Origin of the sequence: Gordonia sp. (in: high G+C Gram-positive bacteria), from assembly GCF_049647785.1 — a bacterium.
Lineage (GTDB): Bacteria > Actinomycetota > Actinomycetes > Mycobacteriales > Mycobacteriaceae > Gordonia.
The window spans coordinates 1-18,181 of sequence record NZ_JBARYI010000069.1; the positions used below are offsets into that span (position 1 = coordinate 1).

At 63.3% G+C, this 18,181-nt stretch carries 18 protein-coding genes; 10 read left to right on the top strand and 8 right to left on the bottom strand.

Annotated features, from left to right (window positions below):
* Nucleotides 1–71: 71 nt before the first annotated feature.
* Both WBA38_RS10670 and WBA38_RS10675 read right to left on the bottom strand, forming a co-directional pair.
* Nucleotides 72–572: a pyridoxamine 5'-phosphate oxidase family protein gene (locus tag WBA38_RS10670; protein ID WP_424296910.1), complete on the bottom strand. Its 501-nt coding sequence runs from the start codon at nucleotides 570–572 to the stop codon at nucleotides 72–74.
* 9 nt (nucleotides 573–581) lie between these two features.
* Nucleotides 582–1,298, bottom strand: coding sequence for an IclR family transcriptional regulator (locus WBA38_RS10675; RefSeq protein ID WP_424296912.1), 717 nt, complete (start codon nucleotides 1,296–1,298; stop codon nucleotides 582–584).
* Nucleotides 1,299–1,432: 134 nt separating this feature from the next.
* Between WBA38_RS10675 and leuC the strand changes: the two genes are divergently transcribed.
* The 3 genes from leuC to WBA38_RS10690 all read left to right on the top strand — a co-directional run bounded on the left by leuC (nucleotide 1,433) and on the right by WBA38_RS10690 (nucleotide 4,327).
* A complete protein-coding gene (leuC, locus tag WBA38_RS10680) occupies nucleotides 1,433–2,869 on the top strand; it encodes a 3-isopropylmalate dehydratase large subunit (protein WP_424322684.1) in 1,437 nt (478 codons plus the stop codon).
* A 26-nt stretch (nucleotides 2,870–2,895) separates the two neighbouring features.
* On the top strand, nucleotides 2,896–3,486 hold the full coding sequence (leuD, locus tag WBA38_RS10685) for a 3-isopropylmalate dehydratase small subunit (protein WP_424296914.1): 591 nt from the start codon (nucleotides 2,896–2,898) through the stop codon (nucleotides 3,484–3,486).
* Between the two features lie 184 nt (nucleotides 3,487–3,670).
* A complete protein-coding gene (locus WBA38_RS10690; RefSeq protein ID WP_424296916.1) occupies nucleotides 3,671–4,327 on the top strand; it encodes an HU family DNA-binding protein in 657 nt (218 codons plus the stop codon).
* 84 nt (nucleotides 4,328–4,411) lie between these two features.
* Here the strand turns inward: WBA38_RS10690 and WBA38_RS10695 are convergent, their stop codons facing one another.
* Genes WBA38_RS10695 through cofC form a run of 3 tightly spaced genes read right to left on the bottom strand, consistent with a single transcriptional unit; the run spans nucleotide 4,412 to nucleotide 8,250 of the window.
* Entirely contained in the window at nucleotides 4,412–5,311 is a 900-nt protein-coding gene (locus WBA38_RS10695) for an NUDIX domain-containing protein (protein ID WP_424322670.1), read from the bottom strand.
* The gene (locus WBA38_RS10700; RefSeq protein ID WP_424296919.1) at nucleotides 5,311–7,518 is read right to left on the bottom strand and encodes an RNA degradosome polyphosphate kinase; all 2,208 of its coding nucleotides are present in this window, start codon (nucleotides 7,516–7,518) and stop codon (nucleotides 5,311–5,313) included. The genes WBA38_RS10695 and WBA38_RS10700 overlap by 1 nt, the downstream gene beginning before the upstream one ends.
* 36 nt (nucleotides 7,519–7,554) lie before the next feature.
* Nucleotides 7,555–8,250, bottom strand: coding sequence for a 2-phospho-L-lactate guanylyltransferase (gene cofC / locus WBA38_RS10705; protein WP_424322671.1), 696 nt, complete (start codon nucleotides 8,248–8,250; stop codon nucleotides 7,555–7,557).
* Between the two features lie 132 nt (nucleotides 8,251–8,382).
* On the opposite strand from cofC, the gene WBA38_RS10710 reads away from it, so the two are divergent.
* Nucleotides 8,383–9,393: an NAD(P)H-dependent glycerol-3-phosphate dehydrogenase gene (locus WBA38_RS10710; protein ID WP_424297157.1), complete on the top strand. Its 1,011-nt coding sequence runs from the start codon at nucleotides 8,383–8,385 to the stop codon at nucleotides 9,391–9,393.
* Between the two features lie 58 nt (nucleotides 9,394–9,451).
* Here the strand turns inward: WBA38_RS10710 and WBA38_RS10715 are convergent, their stop codons facing one another.
* A complete protein-coding gene (locus tag WBA38_RS10715) occupies nucleotides 9,452–10,024 on the bottom strand; it encodes a DUF3515 domain-containing protein (protein WP_424297158.1) in 573 nt (190 codons plus the stop codon).
* 79 nt (nucleotides 10,025–10,103) lie between these two features.
* On the opposite strand from WBA38_RS10715, the gene thiL reads away from it, so the two are divergent.
* Genes thiL through WBA38_RS10730 form a run of 3 tightly spaced genes read left to right on the top strand, consistent with a single transcriptional unit; the run spans nucleotide 10,104 to nucleotide 12,301 of the window.
* On the top strand, nucleotides 10,104–11,084 hold the full coding sequence (thiL, locus tag WBA38_RS10720) for a thiamine-phosphate kinase (protein WP_424322672.1): 981 nt from the start codon (nucleotides 10,104–10,106) through the stop codon (nucleotides 11,082–11,084).
* A gap of 18 nt (nucleotides 11,085–11,102) precedes the next feature.
* Nucleotides 11,103–11,624: a gamma carbonic anhydrase family protein gene (locus tag WBA38_RS10725; RefSeq protein WP_424297161.1), complete on the top strand. Its 522-nt coding sequence runs from the start codon at nucleotides 11,103–11,105 to the stop codon at nucleotides 11,622–11,624.
* The gene (locus WBA38_RS10730; RefSeq protein WP_424297163.1) at nucleotides 11,624–12,301 is read left to right on the top strand and encodes a uracil-DNA glycosylase; all 678 of its coding nucleotides are present in this window, start codon (nucleotides 11,624–11,626) and stop codon (nucleotides 12,299–12,301) included. The genes WBA38_RS10725 and WBA38_RS10730 overlap by 1 nt, the downstream gene beginning before the upstream one ends.
* Nucleotides 12,302–12,345: 44 nt before the next feature.
* Here the strand turns inward: WBA38_RS10730 and WBA38_RS10735 are convergent, their stop codons facing one another.
* Nucleotides 12,346–13,134 (bottom strand): enoyl-CoA hydratase/isomerase family protein, encoded by a 789-nt coding sequence (locus WBA38_RS10735; protein ID WP_424322673.1) that lies wholly within the window; start codon nucleotides 13,132–13,134, stop codon nucleotides 12,346–12,348.
* A gap of 123 nt (nucleotides 13,135–13,257) precedes the next feature.
* Nucleotides 13,258–13,449, bottom strand: coding sequence for a 50S ribosomal protein L28 (gene rpmB, locus WBA38_RS10740; RefSeq protein WP_424294166.1), 192 nt, complete (start codon nucleotides 13,447–13,449; stop codon nucleotides 13,258–13,260).
* Nucleotides 13,450–13,738: 289 nt separating this feature from the next.
* Here rpmB and WBA38_RS10745 point away from each other — a divergent pair, with 289 nt between their 5' ends.
* The 3 genes from WBA38_RS10745 (at nucleotide 13,739) to WBA38_RS10755 (ending at nucleotide 18,164) form a co-directional block, all read left to right on the top strand.
* Complete coding sequence (locus WBA38_RS10745; RefSeq protein WP_424294168.1) at nucleotides 13,739–15,367, top strand: DAK2 domain-containing protein; 1,629 nt, start codon at nucleotides 13,739–13,741, stop codon at nucleotides 15,365–15,367.
* A complete protein-coding gene (gene recG, locus WBA38_RS10750) occupies nucleotides 15,367–17,646 on the top strand; it encodes an ATP-dependent DNA helicase RecG (protein ID WP_424322674.1) in 2,280 nt (759 codons plus the stop codon). Before WBA38_RS10745 ends, recG begins: the two co-directional genes overlap by 1 nt.
* An 89-nt stretch (nucleotides 17,647–17,735) precedes the next feature.
* Entirely contained in the window at nucleotides 17,736–18,164 is a 429-nt protein-coding gene (locus WBA38_RS10755) for a CBS domain-containing protein (protein WP_424294165.1), read from the top strand.
* The last annotated feature ends 17 nt before the right edge of the window (nucleotides 18,165–18,181 follow it).

Consider the following 18,181-nt stretch of genomic DNA (forward strand, 5'->3'; position numbering starts at 1 on the left):
CTACACGTCAGACGTGTAGCGGGAACGCACGCATCATGCGAGAACGCGAGGAGCGGAGCGACGAACCGGGGTTAGTCGTTCAGGAACTGTGCGGTGGAGCCTGCGATGGGCATGGCGGGCAGGCCTAGCTTGCGGTGATCCCAGGAGCGGATGCGCGAGGGCACCATGCGGGCGGCGACGCGCTTGTTCATCATGGCTTCGACGGCGGGACGCAACTCGTCGGTGTACGGCCCGTTATAGCGTTCCCACACGCTGCGGCCGGTCTGGAAGCAGGTCTCGGGATCGTCGAAGATTTCGACCGTGCCCTCGATGCTGACGCCGCGCAAAGTGTCGTAGGTATCGCCAGCCTCGATCAGGATCGTGGCGTGAGGGTCGCGACGAAGATTGACGATCTTCTGCGACTTGGCCTTCGTTTCAAACCAGATCGCACCGTCAATGACGCCGTACCACATGGCTGTCAGATGGATCGCGCTCTTGCCCTGCGTCGCCAGGTTAGCGACGCGCTGCTGAGCGATAAACATTTCGATCTCATCGTCGGACATGACGATGCTCGACCGTTGATTGATTCCCATGGGGTGACGTTAGCGTGTCGGTGCTCCGAGGCGGGTACTGATTGCATCGGCTGCGGCAACCAAATGTGGTCCCCAACGCTCACCGGGGCGCCGTCCCAGACGATCGACGGGTCCGGAAATAGACACCGCGGCAACCACATCGCCCGTGTTGTTGCGCACGGGTGCCGACACGCTAGCAACGCCGGCCGCCCGCTCGGCCACGCTTTGCGCCCAGCCGCGCCGACGGATCTCCGTAAGGGACCGCTCGGTGTACGCGGCATCGGTCAACAAGGTGCGCAGTGTTTCGGGTTCGGTCCAAGCAGCGAGGACTTTGGCCGCCGACCCCGCAGACATCGGCAGGCGGGTGCCTTCGGGGACGGTGTCGCGCAAACCGGTCGGGGGTTCGACGGCGGCGATGCACACCCGCTCGGCGCCCTCGCGCCGGTACAGCTGGACCGACTCGCCAGTGGTGTCCTGCAAGGCGGACAGCGTCATGAGGCCCGCCTCGCGGACCGTGTCGCGAGCTGTCGCAGCCAAGTGCCCAAGCGTGGGGCCGGGGATCCAGCGACCCGACTCATCGCGGGCCAGAAGTTGATGAACTTCCAGGCCGACGGCCAGCCGGTGCGCAGTGGCGCGAGGCAATCCCGTCGCGTCGCATAATTCACCAAGGTTGATCGGTGATCGGGCCGCAGTGTGCAAAATCATCACGGATTTGTCCAGCACGCCGATTCCGCTATCCTTTCCCATAGGACGATATTAACCGTCCAAATACTGAGATTGAAAGTCGAGGGGTGTCAGCCCGGCCGACACTGTTCCAGCCCGGACAGTGCGGACTGCTCGCCTCGGCGCAGGCGGAACTACTAGAAGATGCGAGTGAGCTCATGACGCAGAGCGCCGGAAAACCGCGCACGCTGGCCGAGAAAGTCTGGGACGACCACGTTGTGGTCCCCGGCGAGGCAGATGCGAGCGGCAACTACAACCCCGACCTGATTTACATCGACCTGCACCTCGTGCACGAGGTGACCAGCCCGCAGGCCTTCGACGGACTCCGCATGGCTGGCCGCCCGCTGCGACGGCCAGACCTGACGATCGCGACCGAAGATCACAATGTTCCGACCGTCGACATCTTCAGTCCGATTGCCGACCAGGTTTCAGCACTGCAGGTGGAAACACTGCGCAAGAACTGCGAAGAGTTCGGCGTCCGTCTGTACCCGATGGGCAACGCCGAGCAGGGCATCGTGCACGTCGTGGGACCCCAGCTGGGTCTCACTCAGCCCGGCATGACCGTAGTCTGCGGCGATAGCCACACCTCCACGCACGGTGCATTCGGTGCGCTCGCAATGGGCATCGGCACGTCTGAGGTAGAGCACGTCATGGCGACGCAGACGCTGTCGCTGCGCCCGTTCAAGACGATGGCGATCACCGTCGACGGCGAACTGCCCGACGGCGTCACGAGCAAAGACTTGGTCCTGGCGATCATCGCCCAGATCGGAACCGGCGGCGGCCAGGGCCATGTCCTGGAGTACCGCGGCAGCGCTATTGAAAAGCTGTCGATGGAAGCCCGAATGACGATCTGCAACATGTCGATCGAAGCTGGCGCTCGCGCGGGCATGATTGCCCCCGACGCCGTCACATACGAATTCCTCAAGGGCCGCCCGCACGCACCGCAGGGCGCGGAATGGGATGCCGCCGTCGAGTACTGGGATTCGCTTCGCACCGACGACGACGCCGTGTTTGACCGCGAAGTCCACATCAACGCTTCCGAGCTCACCCCGTTTGTCACCTGGGGTACCAACCCCGGCCAGGGTCTGCCGCTGGGTGCCAATGTCCCGGATCCGGCAGACATTGTCGACGAGGCTGAATCCCTGGCCGCCGCACGGGCGTTGGAGTACATGGACCTGAAGCCGGGCACCCCGCTCCGCGAGGTCAAGGTCGACACGGTGTTCGTTGGGTCGTGCACCAACGGCCGCATCGAGGACCTGCGTGCGGTAGCCGAGGTGCTCCGTGGCCGAAAGGTTGCCGAAGGCATGCGCATGCTGGTGGTTCCGGGTTCGATGAAGGTTCGCGCGCAGGCCGAAGAAGAAGGCCTCGGCGAGGTCTTCACCGCGGCTGGCGCTGAGTGGCGCATGGCGGGCTGCTCGATGTGTCTTGGCATGAATCCCGATCAGTTGGCTCCGGGGGAGCGTTGCGCGTCGACGTCGAACCGCAACTTTGAAGGACGTCAGGGCAACGGCGGACGGACGCACCTGGTGTCGCCTGCGGTTGCCGCCGCGACCGCCGTGCGCGGAACCCTCTCGGCCCCGGCAGACCTCAGCTGACTCGCGACGAAAGACAAGGACCTGACATGGAACCGTTCATCACTCACACCGGTGTCGGAGTCCCGTTGCAGCGCAGCAACGTTGACACCGACCAGATCATCCCGGCCGTCTACCTGAAGCGCGTCACGCGCACCGGCTTTGAAGACGGCTTGTTTGCCGGCTGGCGAGGCGACCCGTCGTTCATTCTCAACAACGAACCGTGGAGCAAGGGCTCGGTGCTCGTTGCCGGCGCTGACTTCGGCACCGGTTCATCTCGCGAGCACGCGGTGTGGGCACTCATGGATTTCGGCTTCCGCGTGGTGATCTCCTCCCGCTTCGCCGACATCTTCCGTGGCAACGCGGGTAAGGCCGGACTGGTTGCGGCACAAGTAGATCAGTCGGATATTGACCTGATTTGGAAGCGTCTCGACGCTGAGCCCGGTCTGGAAATCACGGTCAGTCTGGAAGACAAGACGGTGACCGCTGGCGACCTCGTGGTCCCGTTCCAGATTGACGACTACACGCGCTGGCGCCTGCTCGAGGGGCTCGACGACATTGGTTTGACCCTCCGCGAGACGGATGCGATCACCGCGTACGAAGAGCGCCGGCCCTCGTTCAAACCCACAACCCTGCCGTGATTTAACTCGCGGGGCATTCAGAACACTCACGGAGAGAGTCGAATTCGGCTTTATCTGTGAGTGTTCTGTTCTGCCAGCTAACTTTTCGTAGGAATTTGTGCTGGTTTCCGCAATTTTTCCGCCAATCCGTTTACCGTGTGGGTTAGCTGGTGCGTCCCGGCCAGCGCGACCTCCGGAGGTACGGATGAACAAGGCAGAGCTCATCGAGGAACTCACGAAGCGACTCGACGCGGATCGAAAGACCGCGACTAACTATGTGGAGCAGGTGATCGACACCATTGTTCGCGCCGTGAACAAAGGTGAAAGCGTCACAATCACCGGCTTCGGAGTTTTCGAAAAGCGCCGTCGCGCAGCACGTGTAGCTCGCAACCCCCGGACCGGCGAGACCGTGAAGGTGAAGGCCACGTCTGTCCCCGCCTTCCGGCCGGGTGCACAGTTCAAGGCAATCGTCTCAGGTAAGCAAAAGCTGAAGGCAGGCCAGCCCGCGGTCAAACGCGCTTCGGCCGAGACTGACGCCCCGGCCGGTAAGACCCCAGCAAAGCCGACAGCGGCCAAGAAGACAGCAGCGAAGAAGGCCGCGACCAAGACAACTGCGGCAGCTAAGAAGGCGCCAGCAGCTAAGGCGCCAGAAGCTAAGGCGACTGCCGCGAAGAAGACGGCAGCGAAAAAGACGGCCGCGAAGAAGACGTCGGCGGCGAAGAAGGCGGCACCGGCGAAAAAGGTTGCCGCCAAGACCGCTGCCGCAACCAAAACTGCGGCATCAAAAGCCGCTGCTAAAAAGACTCCGGCAAAGAAGACCCCAGCAAAGAAGACAACCGCAAAGAAGACCACTGCGAAGTAGCAGTGGATTTCCGGGTTACGCCCGCGGGCTTTTACGACGAATAGGCGATAAGTCGCGGCGTGAAGGTAGCCGTCGCGTCTGTCTTTAGATTGTGCTGGGAATGTAGTCGGCAGCAATCAGATCGCCGTCGTGCGTGGTGAGAATCCAGACGCTGCCTTTGCCGTTATCGGAGTCGGGAAGCCGTACCCCGTCGACGTTGGCCCACCGCCGCAGCACCGGCGGGATTACTCTGCCCTGACTGCATACGGCATGAATGGCGCCGGTCTTGTTGCCGAGTTTCCGGATCCGCTCGTATCCGGCTTCGGGGTCGGCGGCGAACGCCACTTCCGACAGGGTCGGCTCGGGTTTGATTTCGGCGCGGAGTGCTTCGGCCAATGGCATCAGTGTTTGCATGCAGCGCAGCATGTCTGCCGCGTGCAACCGGTGAACGCCGAAAAGTGGTAGCAGTTTCGCCAACGCGGCAGCCTGCTTGGTCCCGCGTTTGTCGAGCGGTCGGTCGCGGTCGTCGCTAGCCCAGTTTTCGGGTGTCCCGGCCCAGGCATGCCGCACGACGACCATCGTGTGCAACTCCAAGATAGGTCGCGCCGCGAAGGTGTGCAGGACGGCCTCGTCGGCGGCATAGCTGACCTTGTTGATCGCCTCGGGAATGGGAAGCCACTTGAGATCGTCGCATTCGCGGCTGGCTCGGAAACTTCCGCCCACGGCTTCGACGGCCCAGTAACTGACCCGCTTGGGTACGCCGGAACCGAGCTTGTAACCAACGGTTTGCAGGTAGTGGCCCATCCGAGCCTCATAGCCGGTCTCTTCGACGATTTCCCGAGCCGCAGTTACCGGCAGGATCTCACCCGGCTCGGCTTTACCTTTTGGCAGCGACCAATCGTCGTAGCTGGGCCGGTGCACCAGCGCGACTTTGACGCCCGCTGATTTGCTCGGCTTCCACAGGACCCCTCCTCCGGCCCACACGATGCGTGTTGGATCGGGCATTACGACTTGGTCGACTCGGCGCGGTGGCGCTTGCGAATCATCATCTGGCGCTGATGATCTCGGACTTGCTCGCCCGCCGCGGGTTGTGCCTGCCACGAACCGTCGGCCTGCAACTCCCAGCACCGGGTGCGCGGATCGAGTGCAGAATCGAAAATATCCTGCAGGTCGGCGGTCAGTCGGCGATCGCGGACTTGCACCATCACCTCAACGCGACGGTCAAGGTTGCGGTGCATCATGTCGGCGCTACCGATCCAGTATTCGCCCTGCGTGCCAAAATGCAGGATGCGTGAGTGTTCCAAGAACTGGCCGAGGATCGACCGGACCACGATGTTGTCGCTGAGGCCTTCGACGCCCGGCCGCAGGGCACAGATGCCGCGGACAACCACCTCGACGGGTACGCCAGCCTGAGATGCCCGATACAGTGCGTCGATCACCTGCTCGTCGACCAGCGCGTTGGCCTTGAGTCGGACGCGTGCTTCGATATTGCCCGCACGCTTCGCGGCGATCTCCCCGTTGATGCGGTCGATGATGCCGGTCCGGATGCCCGCCGGAGCCACCAACAGGTTCCGATATTCCTGCTTGCGTGAGTAGCCGGTCAACGTATTGAACAGGTCGGTCAGGTCGGACCCGATCTCGGGGGCCGCAGTGAACAGGCCCACGTCTTCGTACAGTCGGGCAGTCTTCGGGTTGTAGTTGCCGGTACCGATATGGCAGTAGCGGCGCAGTGTGGAACCTTCGCGACGGATCACCAGGCACGTCTTGCAGTGCGTCTTCAGTCCGACGAGACCGTAAACGACGTGCACGCCGGCCTGTTCCAGCGCGCGTGCCCATTTGATATTGGCCTGCTCATCAAAGCGGGCCTTCAGTTCCACGAGGGCAACGACCTGTTTGCCCGCGGCGGCCGCGTCGATCAGGGCGTCGACGATCGGTGAGTCACCCGACGTTCGGTAGAGGGTCTGCTTGATCGCCAGCACGTGCGGGTCGGCAGCGGCCTGCTCGATGAAGCGCTGCACGCTCGTGGAGAACGAGTCGTAGGGGTGCTGGACGAGGACGTCGCCCTCACGGAGCGTGGAGAAGATACTCTTGGGGGTTTCACGCTCGCCGAATGCCGGGTGCGTCGCGGGAACGAAAGGCCGCTCCTTAAGCTGCGGGCGGTCGATGCCGTAGATCTGCCACAGGCAGGTCAGATCCAACAACCCGGGCACCGTGATGACGTCGGCCGGGTTCACGTCGAGTTCGCGGAGCAACAGGTCGAGCATGTGCTCGCTCATGTCGTCGCCCACCTCCAAGCGGACCGGTGAACCGAAGCGGCGTCGAGCCAACTCCCTCTCGAGTGCCTGCAGCAGGTCCTCGTCGCGGTCCTCATCAACCTCGAAGTCGGCATTGCGAGTCACGCGGAACACGTGGTGGTCAACGATTTCCATGCCGGGAAACAACTCGGACAGGTTGGCCGCGATGAGGTTCTCGACCGGCAAGAATAGTGCGGGCTGAGAGACGTCAGGGGCATCTGACGGCACCAGTTGGTCGACGCGCACAAAGCGGTTCACATTGTCGGGCACCTTCACTCGCGCAAAGTGCTCGCCGTCGTACTGGCCCGCGTTGCCGTTGTTGGAATCACCGGAGCCCTTGACGGTGACGGCAAGGTTCAAGCTCAGGCCAGAAATATAGGGGAAGGGGTGAGCCGGGTCGACGGCCAGGGGAGTCAGGATGGGGAATAGCTCATTGTGGAAGTGCGCCTGCATCCGTTCGCGCTGGGGCAGCGTCAACTCGTCCCAGCCGACGATCTTGATGCCCTCGGCGTGCAATGCGGGCAGCACCGATTCGCGGAAGGTGCGCGCCTGCCGGTCGGCGATCTTCTGCGCGCGAGTGGCGATCATTTGCAGCTGTTCCCGCGGGGATCGGCCATCAGCGGACCTCACCGAAAGTCCGGTCTCGTCGCGCCGCTTCAGGCCAGCGACTCGCACCATGAAGAACTCGTCGAGGTTCGAGGCGAAAATCGCCAGGAACTTGGCCCGCTCCAGCAGGGGCAGCGATACATCTTCGGCGAGCGCCAGCACCCGCGAGTTGAAATCGAGCCAGCTCAGCTCGCGGTTGAAATATCGGTCGACGGGTAGATCGGCGGCCTCATCGGGATCCACGGTTTCCGCAGGCAGCGCGGTAGGTAGGGCAGTTTGGGTCTCGTCATCAATCTCGTCCGTGGCACTCACGGGTCAATTGTGAACTATCGGCCCGGTGCTGTCTCGTCAGCTGGCCGGTTTGGTCTCTCGCGCGTGTCGGTTTGACCCTTCCAATGCCGCCGCCGTCCGCGGTCCCAGCCCCAGCTCCCGCGCGGTAGCGAGGTCTTCCGGCGTGTCGACGTCGGTCCGCAGTCGTGGCCACTGCAGTCGGTTCGGATCGAGTTCGACTGCTCCTGCGGCCCGGTGCGCCGCCGCCGAACCGGGCCCGAATCGGGGCGTCAACGGGCCGCTGGTGCGGACCACCAGTAGTGCGGTCCCTTCGCCAGACCGGTCGGCGACGAAGGCGGCTGGTGCGCCGCTGTCGATCGCGGTACGCGCTGCCGCGAGTGCCTGCCGGAGGGTTGGTGTGTCGAGGGCGGCCAAATCGGCCTGCAGTGCGGCGGCCAGATCCGCAGTCGCGGCGCTGGCAGCGATCCCGGTCAGCAGTGCCGTATTCAATGGCGACAAACCACTGATGAGTGCTGGCTCATCGATGCCCAGACCGCCGAATTCCTGGGCAAGACGGTGCACTGCCGGGTCGGGACTGACGACGGTGAAGCGCTTCACCTCGGCACCCCTGACCGCGGCCATGGTGTCGGCCAGCATGGCCGCGACCACCTCGCGGCGCTGGACGTCTGACGGAACCTCTTGTGACAGACGTGATTTGGCAGCGTCCAGCGCTTTGACGGCGAGGACGACGGCCACCGAAGACTTCACGGGCATAGTCACCATGGTGCAGTACCGCCTTCGGCATGCGGTACTCGGCGCGGACTGTGCCCCCTGCGGATAGGCTGGAGCGATATTCGTCTCGGAAGGTGCCATGGGTTCGGCACAGGTCAGTGAAGGAGTGCGACGTTGCGTGCAGTAGTGATGGGTGCAGGATCCTGGGGGACCGCGATGGCGAAAGTTCTCGCCGATGCGGGCAACGACGTCAAGATCTGGGCACGGCGCAGCGATCTCGTCGACCAGATCAACTCCAATCACGAGAACTCCGATTACCTGCCGGGCATCACACTGCCTTCCGGGATCCGCGGCGTCACCTCGGTAGCCGAGGCGCTCGCCGATACCGATCTGGTGGTGTGTGCGGTGCCGTCGCAGTCGTTGCGCGGCAATCTTGAGCAGTGGCGCGAGCATCTGCCCGCTGACGCCATCCTGCTGTCCCTCGCCAAGGGCGTCGAGACGAGTACCGGGATGCGAATGAGCGAAGTGATCGGCGAAGTCACCGGCTTCCCGGCCCGCCAGATTGCGGTCCTGACCGGACCTAACCTTGCCAAAGAGATCGCGCAGGGGCAGCCAGCCGCGACGGTTGTCGCGTGCGTTGACGAAGATCAGGCCAAGCGGGTGCAGGAAGCCGTCGCGACCGGCTACTTCCGTCCGTACACCAACACCGACGTCATCGGTTGTGAGATCGGCGGTGCCGCGAAGAACGTGATCGCGTTGGCTTGCGGAATGGCATCCGGCATGGGATTTGGGGAGAACACCCTGGCGACCATCATCACCCGCGGACTGGCCGAAACGATCCGTCTCGGAATGGCGCTCGGTGCCGACATCACCACGCTCGCCGGACTCGCGGGCATCGGCGACCTGGTCGCCACCTGCTCGTCACCGCTGTCGCGGAACCGAAGCTTTGGTGCCCGCATGGGCGAGGGTGCCACGCTCGAAGAAGCGCAGGCGGCCACAAACGGTCAGGTCGCCGAGGGCGTGAAATCATCGTCGTCGGTGCTGGCGCTCGCCGAACTGCACGGGGTTGAGATGCCATTGACGCAAGCGGTCCACAGCGTGTGCCACGAGGGCATGTCGGTCCCGGAGATGGTCAGCTCGCTGCTCGGACGCAGCACCAAGCCAGAGGTCTACGGGCCCGCCTAGCTCTGCCCACTCGGGGACTCTGCCTACTTCGGGGACTCTGCCAGCGCGGGGATTTTTCCTACGCGGGACCGAAGTCGAGGGGTGCGCGCGGCAGGTGTTGATCGATCAATGCTGAAACATCGGTGATCGGTGCGTTGCCCGCGCCGACCGGAACCCACATCGCAACGTAGGGCCGGTGGTCGACGCTCACGTATGCCTGGCCTTCGCCTTCGACCGAGTCGGTCATGAACCACTGGATTGGGTTGATGACCTGCAACGAACTCGTCGGTGCCAACCCTGCGGGGCGGGTGACCCCGCAGCGGAGAACCACCGGTTGCTCGCCGGGCTTATCCCACCGGACAGTCGTGCCGTCGATCGTGCGTTCGGAGTAGTCGCCCAACGTTGTGGGCAGCACCTTGATGAACTCGGTGCACTTGGCGACGTCGGCCTGGACGGTGCCATACGACTCGACCGGTGCCGCCTTCTCTTCGTCCGGGGCCGAGGAAAAGTTCATGGCCGCGTAGACCAGGAACCCGATGATCACCATCGTGGGGACTGCCACCAATGTCGCGATCAGGGCCGGGCTCAGTTTGGGCTCTTCGGGCGTCTCTTTAGGGCTGTCCGTCGTGGGCTTGTCAGTGCCGTCGCTCATGCCTCAAGTGTGGTCGAAGTTGTCTGCTGGGTGAAATCGAGAGATAGGCGAGCAACGGGCTAGCGGTAGCATCGGGGCCGTGAAGACGGTCGGAGAAGTCGGGGAGCGCGCGCTGATCGCGATGTTCACGCAAGCGGCACGCTCAAGCGCTCGTGACTCGACCGATGTGGTGATTGGCTCCGGTGACGATGCCGCCGTCTTTACCGCACCAGGCCCGGTTGTGGTCAGCACCGATACCGCAGTCTCCGGTCGTCATTTCCGGTTCGATTGGTCGAGTCCGCGCCAGATTGGCTCGCGTGCCGTGGTGCAAAGCGCCGCTGATATCGGTGCCATGGGCGGTGTCTTAACGGGGGTGGTCGTTTCGATTGGCTGTCCGCCCGCCACTCCCGTCGACCGAGTCTTGGAAATCAACGCGGGCATCGTTGCACAGACCCACCGTTACGGTGCTCGCGTGCTTGGCGGCGACCTCGTCTCGTCGTCAGAGGTGATCTTGACCGTGACTTCGCTCGGCGTGCTGCAGGCCGGACCTGCGGTCACGCTCGCAGGGGCACTCGCGGGTGACGTCCTCGCGGTCAGCGGGCCACTCGGTGGCCCGGCCGGGGGACTGGCGGCGCTTGCCGCCGTCGACCACGGCGCGGACCCGGTCCTTCTCCAGCAGTATTCGTCACTGGTGGCGCAGTATCGACTGCCTCAGCCCGACCTTGCGCAAGGCCGCATCGCCGCCGAAGTTGGTGCGCACGCGATGACTGATATCTCCGACGGCCTCGTTGAAGAACTCATCACCATGGCCCAGGCCTCCACCGTTCGGCTCGACGTCGATGCGAACAAAGTCCCGCACGCGAAGGATCTGGACCGATTGGGTGGTGCCCTGGGGGTCGAACCGCATCGCTGGGCCCTGGCCGGCGGTGAGGAGCACGAACTCCTGGCGTCCTTCGCGCCCGGCACGGTCCCGGACGGCTGGACAGTCGTCGGGGTCGCCACCGAGGGGGAGCCGGGTGCCTTCATCGACGGTCGACCAGTCGGCAATATTCGTGGGTGGCAGTCGTTCACCAGTACCTGACCTGATTAGATCGACCGCATGGCTGTATATGCACTCGGCGATCGCGAGCCGACGCTTGGCGAAGACGTCTTTATTCATCCCGATGCCACCGTCATCGGCTCGGTAACGCTCGAGGACGGGGTCTCGGTGTGGCCGGGGGCGGTACTACGCGGCGACTATGGCTCCATCACGATCGGCCGACGCACCAACATTCAAGACGGCACGATCATCCACTGCACCTTCTCTGAGCACACAGAGATCGGTGCCCAGTGCGTAGTGGGACACAACGCCCACATCGAAGGAGCAGTTATCGGCGATAACTGCCTCATCGCGTCGGGATCGATCGTGCTGAACCGTTCGGTGATCGGTGCCGGCTCGGTGATTGGTGCCGGTGCCGTCGTGCCCTACGGTTTTGAACTCCCAGAGCGGTCCATGGCGCTCGGCGTGCCAGCCAAGATTCGCGAGGGTTATCAAGTTCCCGAGAATCACACCGAGATGAACGCGAAACTGTACTTCGAGAATGCGAAGTTCTACCGCGAGAACCTGCGGCGGCTCGACTGATGAGTGCCAAACCCCTCGCCGAGATCATTGACCCCAGTTGGGCGGTGGCCCTGGAACCGGTCGAAGCCAAGATCGCGGAAATGGGCGACTTCCTGCGCGCAGAGAATGCGGCCGGCCGCAGGTATTTGCCCGCAGGAGCCAACGTCTTGCGCGCCTTCACCGACCCTTTCGACGACGTTCGCGTACTGATCGTCGGGCAGGACCCCTATCCGACGCCCGGGCATGCCGTTGGCCTGAGCTTCTCCGTCGCGCCCGATGTGCAACCGGTGCCACGATCGTTGCAGAACATCTACAAGGAATACTGCGACGACCTGGGCTTCCCCATGCCAACCAACGGCGACCTGACGCCATGGGCACGGCAGGGCGTGCTGTTGCTCAATCGCGTACTGACGGTATCGCCGGGCGAGCCCGCATCGCACCGCAAAAAGGGGTGGGAAGAAGTCACCGAATGCGCGATTCGGGCCCTCGCTGCCCGCGATGAGCCGCTCGTCGCGATCCTGTGGGGCAATGATGCTCGCAGCCTCGCCGAATGGTTACCCGATGTTCCGACCATCGAATCGGTGCACCCATCGCCGCTGTCGGCGTCACGCGGATTCTTCGGGTCAAAGCCATTTTCCCGCGCCAACGAAGAACTGATGGATCTGGGCGGCGACCCCGTCGACTGGCGGCTTCCCTAAGCTCATCCAGACTCCCGGGGTTCGCCACCCGCGACGCCGCTGGTCTAGCGGACGCCGGGATAGTCGGGGCGCCGCTTCTCAAGGAAGGCGTTGATGCCCTCGATACCCTCGGCCGTATTTCCGAGTGCCGAGATAGACGCGGCTTCGGCGGCGAGGTGATCGGTCAGCGAATTGGTCGCCGAGGCCTGCAACAGCTTGCGGATTGCCGAATACGATCCGCGCGGACCCGCGGCGAGTTGGGCTGCGGTGTCGTAGGCGGTGTCGACTACGGAGTCATCCTCGACGACCTCCGACAGGATCCCCAGTTCCAAAGCGCGAGTGGCGTCGAGGATTTGGTCGGTCATGATGATGTGGCGCGCCCGGGCCGCGCCAACTACCCGCGGCAGCAGCCACGACATACCGCCATCGGGAGACAAGCCAATGCCGGGGTAGGCCGGACGCATCTTGGTCGATGTGCCGCCGATAGCAACGTCCGCGTGCAGAACCAGGCTCATTCCCGCACCGGCGGCCCAACCCTGTGCCGCCGCAACGACGGGCAATTCGGTTTCCCACAGGAACTCGATCATCGAGTGCATATCGTCGGCCAAGCCGCGCAGGTAGTCGCCACGATCGGGAGCGTCGGCGAACTTAGCGACATTGCCGCCCGCACAGAAGTTCTTGCCCGCGCCGCGCAACACAATGGCCCCGGCGTCGAGCTTGCCGCGAGTCACTGAACGCAGTGCTTCACGGGACTCCATCACGAGTTCATGATCGAGGGAAGTGCCCGCTGCGCTGGTGGACACGGTCAGGGTGAGGACGCCTGCGTCGTTGACGTTGATGAGATCGGAAGCCATGGCGACAACTTTACGGAACGCTCGGTAGGGGGAGGTGAGTGGGCGGGAGGCGATAATTTGTCAAACATAAAATCGCCGCCCGACATGTCGTCGGGCGGCGATTTTGGTAAAAACTTAAGAGCCTTAGGCGGAGACGGTCTTGCCGGCCTTCAGGCAAGAAGTGCAGACGTTCTTGCGCTTCTTGTTGCCCGGGGCGACCTCAACGCGCACAGACTGGATGTTCGGGTTCCAGCGACGGTTGGTCCGGCGGTGCGAGTGCGAAACCGACTTGCCGAAGCCGGGGCCCTTGCCGCAAACATCGCAAACTGCAGCCATGGTCGTACTCCCTTGGTAGAAAATCGTGGTCAATGTTCCGCCGATCTCGAGCGCGCAAAGAGCGCAGCACTAATCGGCAACCAGACAAGAGTAACTGGGATATCGGTGACAGTTCAAATCGGGCCCATTGCCGCTGGCCATCGCCCGCGTACGCCGAAGGGGAGGCGCGCACCGTTGTCGGAGGCAGACGGTAGCCTCGGACACACAGACGGCACACCGAAATAGGCACACCGATTTTGGTGGGGACGGAAAGGCTGTGGTGACAGGATCCGGTGATGGCAGCACTGCGATGAATCCGCACTTGCTGCGCGATTGGGCGCAGGCCTGCGCCGAGGGCCTGACTGCCATGCGGTCAGAAATCAACGACCTCAACGTCTTCCCCATTCCGGACTCCGACACCGGCAGCAACATGGCGAACACCATGACCAAGGCCGTCGAAGTCCTCGCCGACCTGCCAACAGACGCTGGTGCCGCCACTGTCACCCGCGCTCTGGCCGATGCCGCCGTGGCGAATGCCCGCGGCAATTCCGGCATCATCTTGTCGCAGATCCTGGTCGGATTGGCCGACGCCGCCGACCTCGCGGTAGTCGAGGACGACCCCAGTTTCAATCGACTGTGCACCACTGGACTGCGACTGGCTGCGCTCGGTGCCCGCAGAGCGGTCAGTGCCCCGCGCGAGGGCACCATTCTCACCATTCTTCGCGTCGCCGCCGAAACGGCATCGAACAACGTTTCCGAATCACCCGCCGATTTTGCGCGCGCAATCGCTGATAACTGCGCCGAAGCGCTCGAGTTAACGCCCGAACAGTTACCGGAACTGGCGAATGCTGGCGTCGTCGATGCCGGTGCACGCGGTTTCTTGGTGATGGCCGATGCCCTCGTCCTGGTGATCACGGGAGTCTCAAACAAACGCCGGTCATACCGGGGCATCCTCACCGCGGGTGGCGGCGGTACCGGTCACGACCATTCGTGCGAGGGAGCAGGCGACACCGACTTCGAAGTCATGTACTTGCTCGACGGAGCCGAGGGGGCGCAGATCGGTGCCCTGCGCGAACGCCTCACCGAACTCGGTGACTCCATCGTGATCGTCGGCGACAGTTCATCTGAAGCCGAACGATTCTCGGTTCACATCCACACCAACGATCCCGGTGCCGTCGTCGAAGTCGGTGCGGCACTAGGTCGCCTCACCGACATTCGCATTAGTTGCTTTGCCCTCGACGCGATACGCGCCGCGCCGGGTGCCAACGAGCCGCCAGCCCGGTTCAAGCGGGCGGTTGTCGCCCTCGTTACCGGCGACGGTGCCGCCGAACTGTTCGCCGAAGCGGGCGCGTCCGCGGTGCGCGCCGATCACGGTATCCACCCGGCAACCCTGACAAAGGCGATCCTCGACACCGACAGTGCGCACGTGGTGGTGATGGGCAACGGCATGATGTCGTCCCAAGACCTCGTGCAAGTGGGTGCCGAGGCCCGCTCCACGCAGCGGTCCGTTGTCTTTCTGCCGACCCTGTCAATGGTGCAGTGCCTGTCAGCTCTGGCCGTCCACGACCCAGACGGCGAGCCCGACGTTGATGCATTCGCCATGGCTGAGGCCGCAGCGGGCACCCGCTGGGGATCGCTGGTCCACTCGAATAGCAAAATGATGACGCTCGCAGGTACCTGCGAAATTGGTGACACGCTGGGCCTAATCGGCTCCGACGTCCTGGTTATTGCGCCTGAGCAATGGCAGGCCGCGACGGCGCTGCTCGACCTCATGCTCGCGACCGGCGGTGAAATGGTCACGGTGCTCGCTGGCCGCGACCTTGATGAGTCGTCGCGTGAGCGCATCGCCCAACACCTCCACGCGAGTTACCCGGGCATCGAACTCGCCATGTACCAAACTGGTCAAACCTCCGACCTGCTACAGGTGGGGATCGAGTGATGTTGACGATGACCTCACCGCTCACCGACTCCGGCGTCGAAGCGGCGCTGGTGAAGAAGCTCGCAAGCCTGGAACTCACGACGGTCGGTGAACTCCTCCGCTACGTGCCGCGCCGATACATTCGGCGTGGCCATCTCTCGGAATCCCAGCGCCCGGAACCTGGCGAATGGATTACCGTCATCGGTCGCGTCGAGAAGTCCGACATGATTTCGATGAAGCGCAGGTACGGCAAGTTCCTGAAGATTGTCGTCAACGACGGTCGTGCCCGCTACGAAGCCAGCTTCTTCAACGCCCATTGGATCCAGAGCAAGATGAAGCCCGGTACTCGGGTGGCGCTCGCTGGCACGGTGAAACTGTTCAACAACCAAATCCAACTGTCGCACCCCGACTGGATGGTGATGCCCGACGACGACGGGATCGACGTCGTTGGCAGCCCCTCCCTGCTGAATGAACTCCAGGCCGACGAAGCCGATGCGGGCGGGTCGAAGTCAGGGTCTACTGCTTCCCCTGACGATGTGGCGAACTTTTCTCGCGACATCATCCCGATGTACCCGGCAACCAAAGAAGTACAGACGTGGGAGATCTGGCGCGCTGTCCGCCAGGTTCTCGCCGATACGATTCCTGCCGCCGATCCGCTGACCGATCAGGAACGGACCGAACGTCGCCTCATCACCAGCGACGAAGCTATCCACCGGATCCACTTGCCCGACTCGCTCGACGATATTGACGCCGCCCGTGACCGGCTCAAGTTCGATGAAGCGCTCGCCATTCAGACTGAACTCGCGCGCCGACGTCTCAGTGTCGTCGACGAGACGGCGCGGCCGTGCAGCCATGTGCCGGGCGGGTTGGAAGACAAACTCCTCGCCACCTTGCCATTCCAACTGACAAGTGGTCAGAAAGACGTCATCGCCGAGATCGGCGAAGACCTGGCCGACGAGCATCCGATGAATCGACTACTGCAGGGTGAGGTCGGTTCCGGTAAGACTCTCGTTTCGTTGCTGGCGATGCTCCGCGTCGTCGACAACGGCCACCAGTGCGCCATTCTGGCGCCCACGGAAGTGCTTGCCGCACAGCACTACCGGACCGTCATGACGATGCTCGGGGATCTCGCTCGCGCCGGTGAACTCGGAGCCGCCGACGGCGCGACCCGCATCGGGCTCCTCACCGGTTCGCTGCCGACCGCAGCCAAACGGCAGGTGCTTCTTGACGCGGTGACTGGCGAAGCGGGCATCGTTATCGGCACCCACGCGCTCCTGGAGGAACACGTCGAATTCTTCGACCTCGGCATGGTGGTGGTCGACGAGCAGCACCGCTTCGGCGTGGAACAACGCGACGTCCTGCGCGGAAAAGGTCGTGACGCGACCCGCCCGCACTTCCTCGTGATGACGGCGACGCCCATCCCGAGAACTGTCGCCATGATTACCTTCGGTGACTTAGACACGTCGACGATGACCGAACTGCCTCGCGGGCGTCAACCGATCACCACGAGCGTGGTGCAAATGGGCAAGCAGTCGTGGGTTGACCGCACGTGGGCCCGAGCTGGCGAAGAAATTGACAAGGGTCGTCAGGTGTATGTGGTGTGCACCAAGATCGGCGACGAGCAGACCAACGCGAAGGCCGCGAAGAAGAAGGGTGTCAAGAAGGCGGACGGGCCCGAACCTGAAGACGACACCATCTCGGTCCTCGACATGGCCGATCAATTGGCGGGCGGACCGCTTGCCGGACGCCGAATCGGGATTCTGCATGGTCGGCTGCCAGCTGACGAGAAGACCGACGTAATGGATGCGTTTACCCGCGGCGAGATCGATGTCTTGGTCGCCACCACCGTCATCGAGGTTGGCGTTGACGTTCCGAACGCCACCATGATGGTGATCGTGAACGCCGAGCGGTTCGGCGTCAGTCAGCTGCACCAGTTGCGCGGTCGCGTCGGGCGAGGTCAGCACGCCGGACTTTGCCTGCTCATGACGTCGGCCTCCGAGATGGGCCAGTCGATGGAACGACTCCGCGCCGTCGAAGGAAGCACCGACGGTTTTGAGTTGGCGCGTGTCGACTTGATGCAGCGACGGGAGGGCGACGTCCTCGGTTCGCTGCAGTCGGGTGGCAAGAGCTCGCTGAGTTTTCTGTCGCTGCTCGATGACACCGATGTCATTGCCGATGCCCGCCAGCTTGCCGAAGAGATTGTGCTCGCCGACCCGGAACTTGTTGCGCACCAGCCGCTTGCCGAACTCGTCCAGTCAATTCTGCTGCCGTCGCGCGCCGGGTACCTCGAAAAGTCGTAGACCCAATCTGGTCGGCACCCTGGCCTTTTCGGCACAAATGGCGGATTCTATAGGTGTCGAAGTCAGCTCACGCGGGGTGGAGGACGGCCATGCGGATCTCGAGAATCTTGATGCGAAAGGGAAGCGGCGTCATTACCGTGCGCGCGAGCGCGACGGTGCGGAGCCTGCTCGCAACCCTTGATGAATGGAATATCGGGGCGGTGGTGGTGCTCGATGAGAACGGGGCCCTCGCCGGTATCGCGTCCGAACGAGACATCGTCCGACGCCTACATTCCGGGGGTGCATTGGTCCTCGATGGCCCAATCTCCGGAATCATGACCCCGATTGTGCACACATGCTCGCCGAACGACCCGATTGAAGGCCTGCGGGAAACGATGACTGAGCACCGCATCCGGCACCTTCCGGTCCTTGACGACGGGCAACTCGTTGGCATCATCAGCATCGGTGATGTGGTCAAGAGCGCGATCGACGAACTCGTCACCGAACGCGAGCATCTCGTTCAGTACATCCAGCACTGACCCGGTTTGGTGCGCCT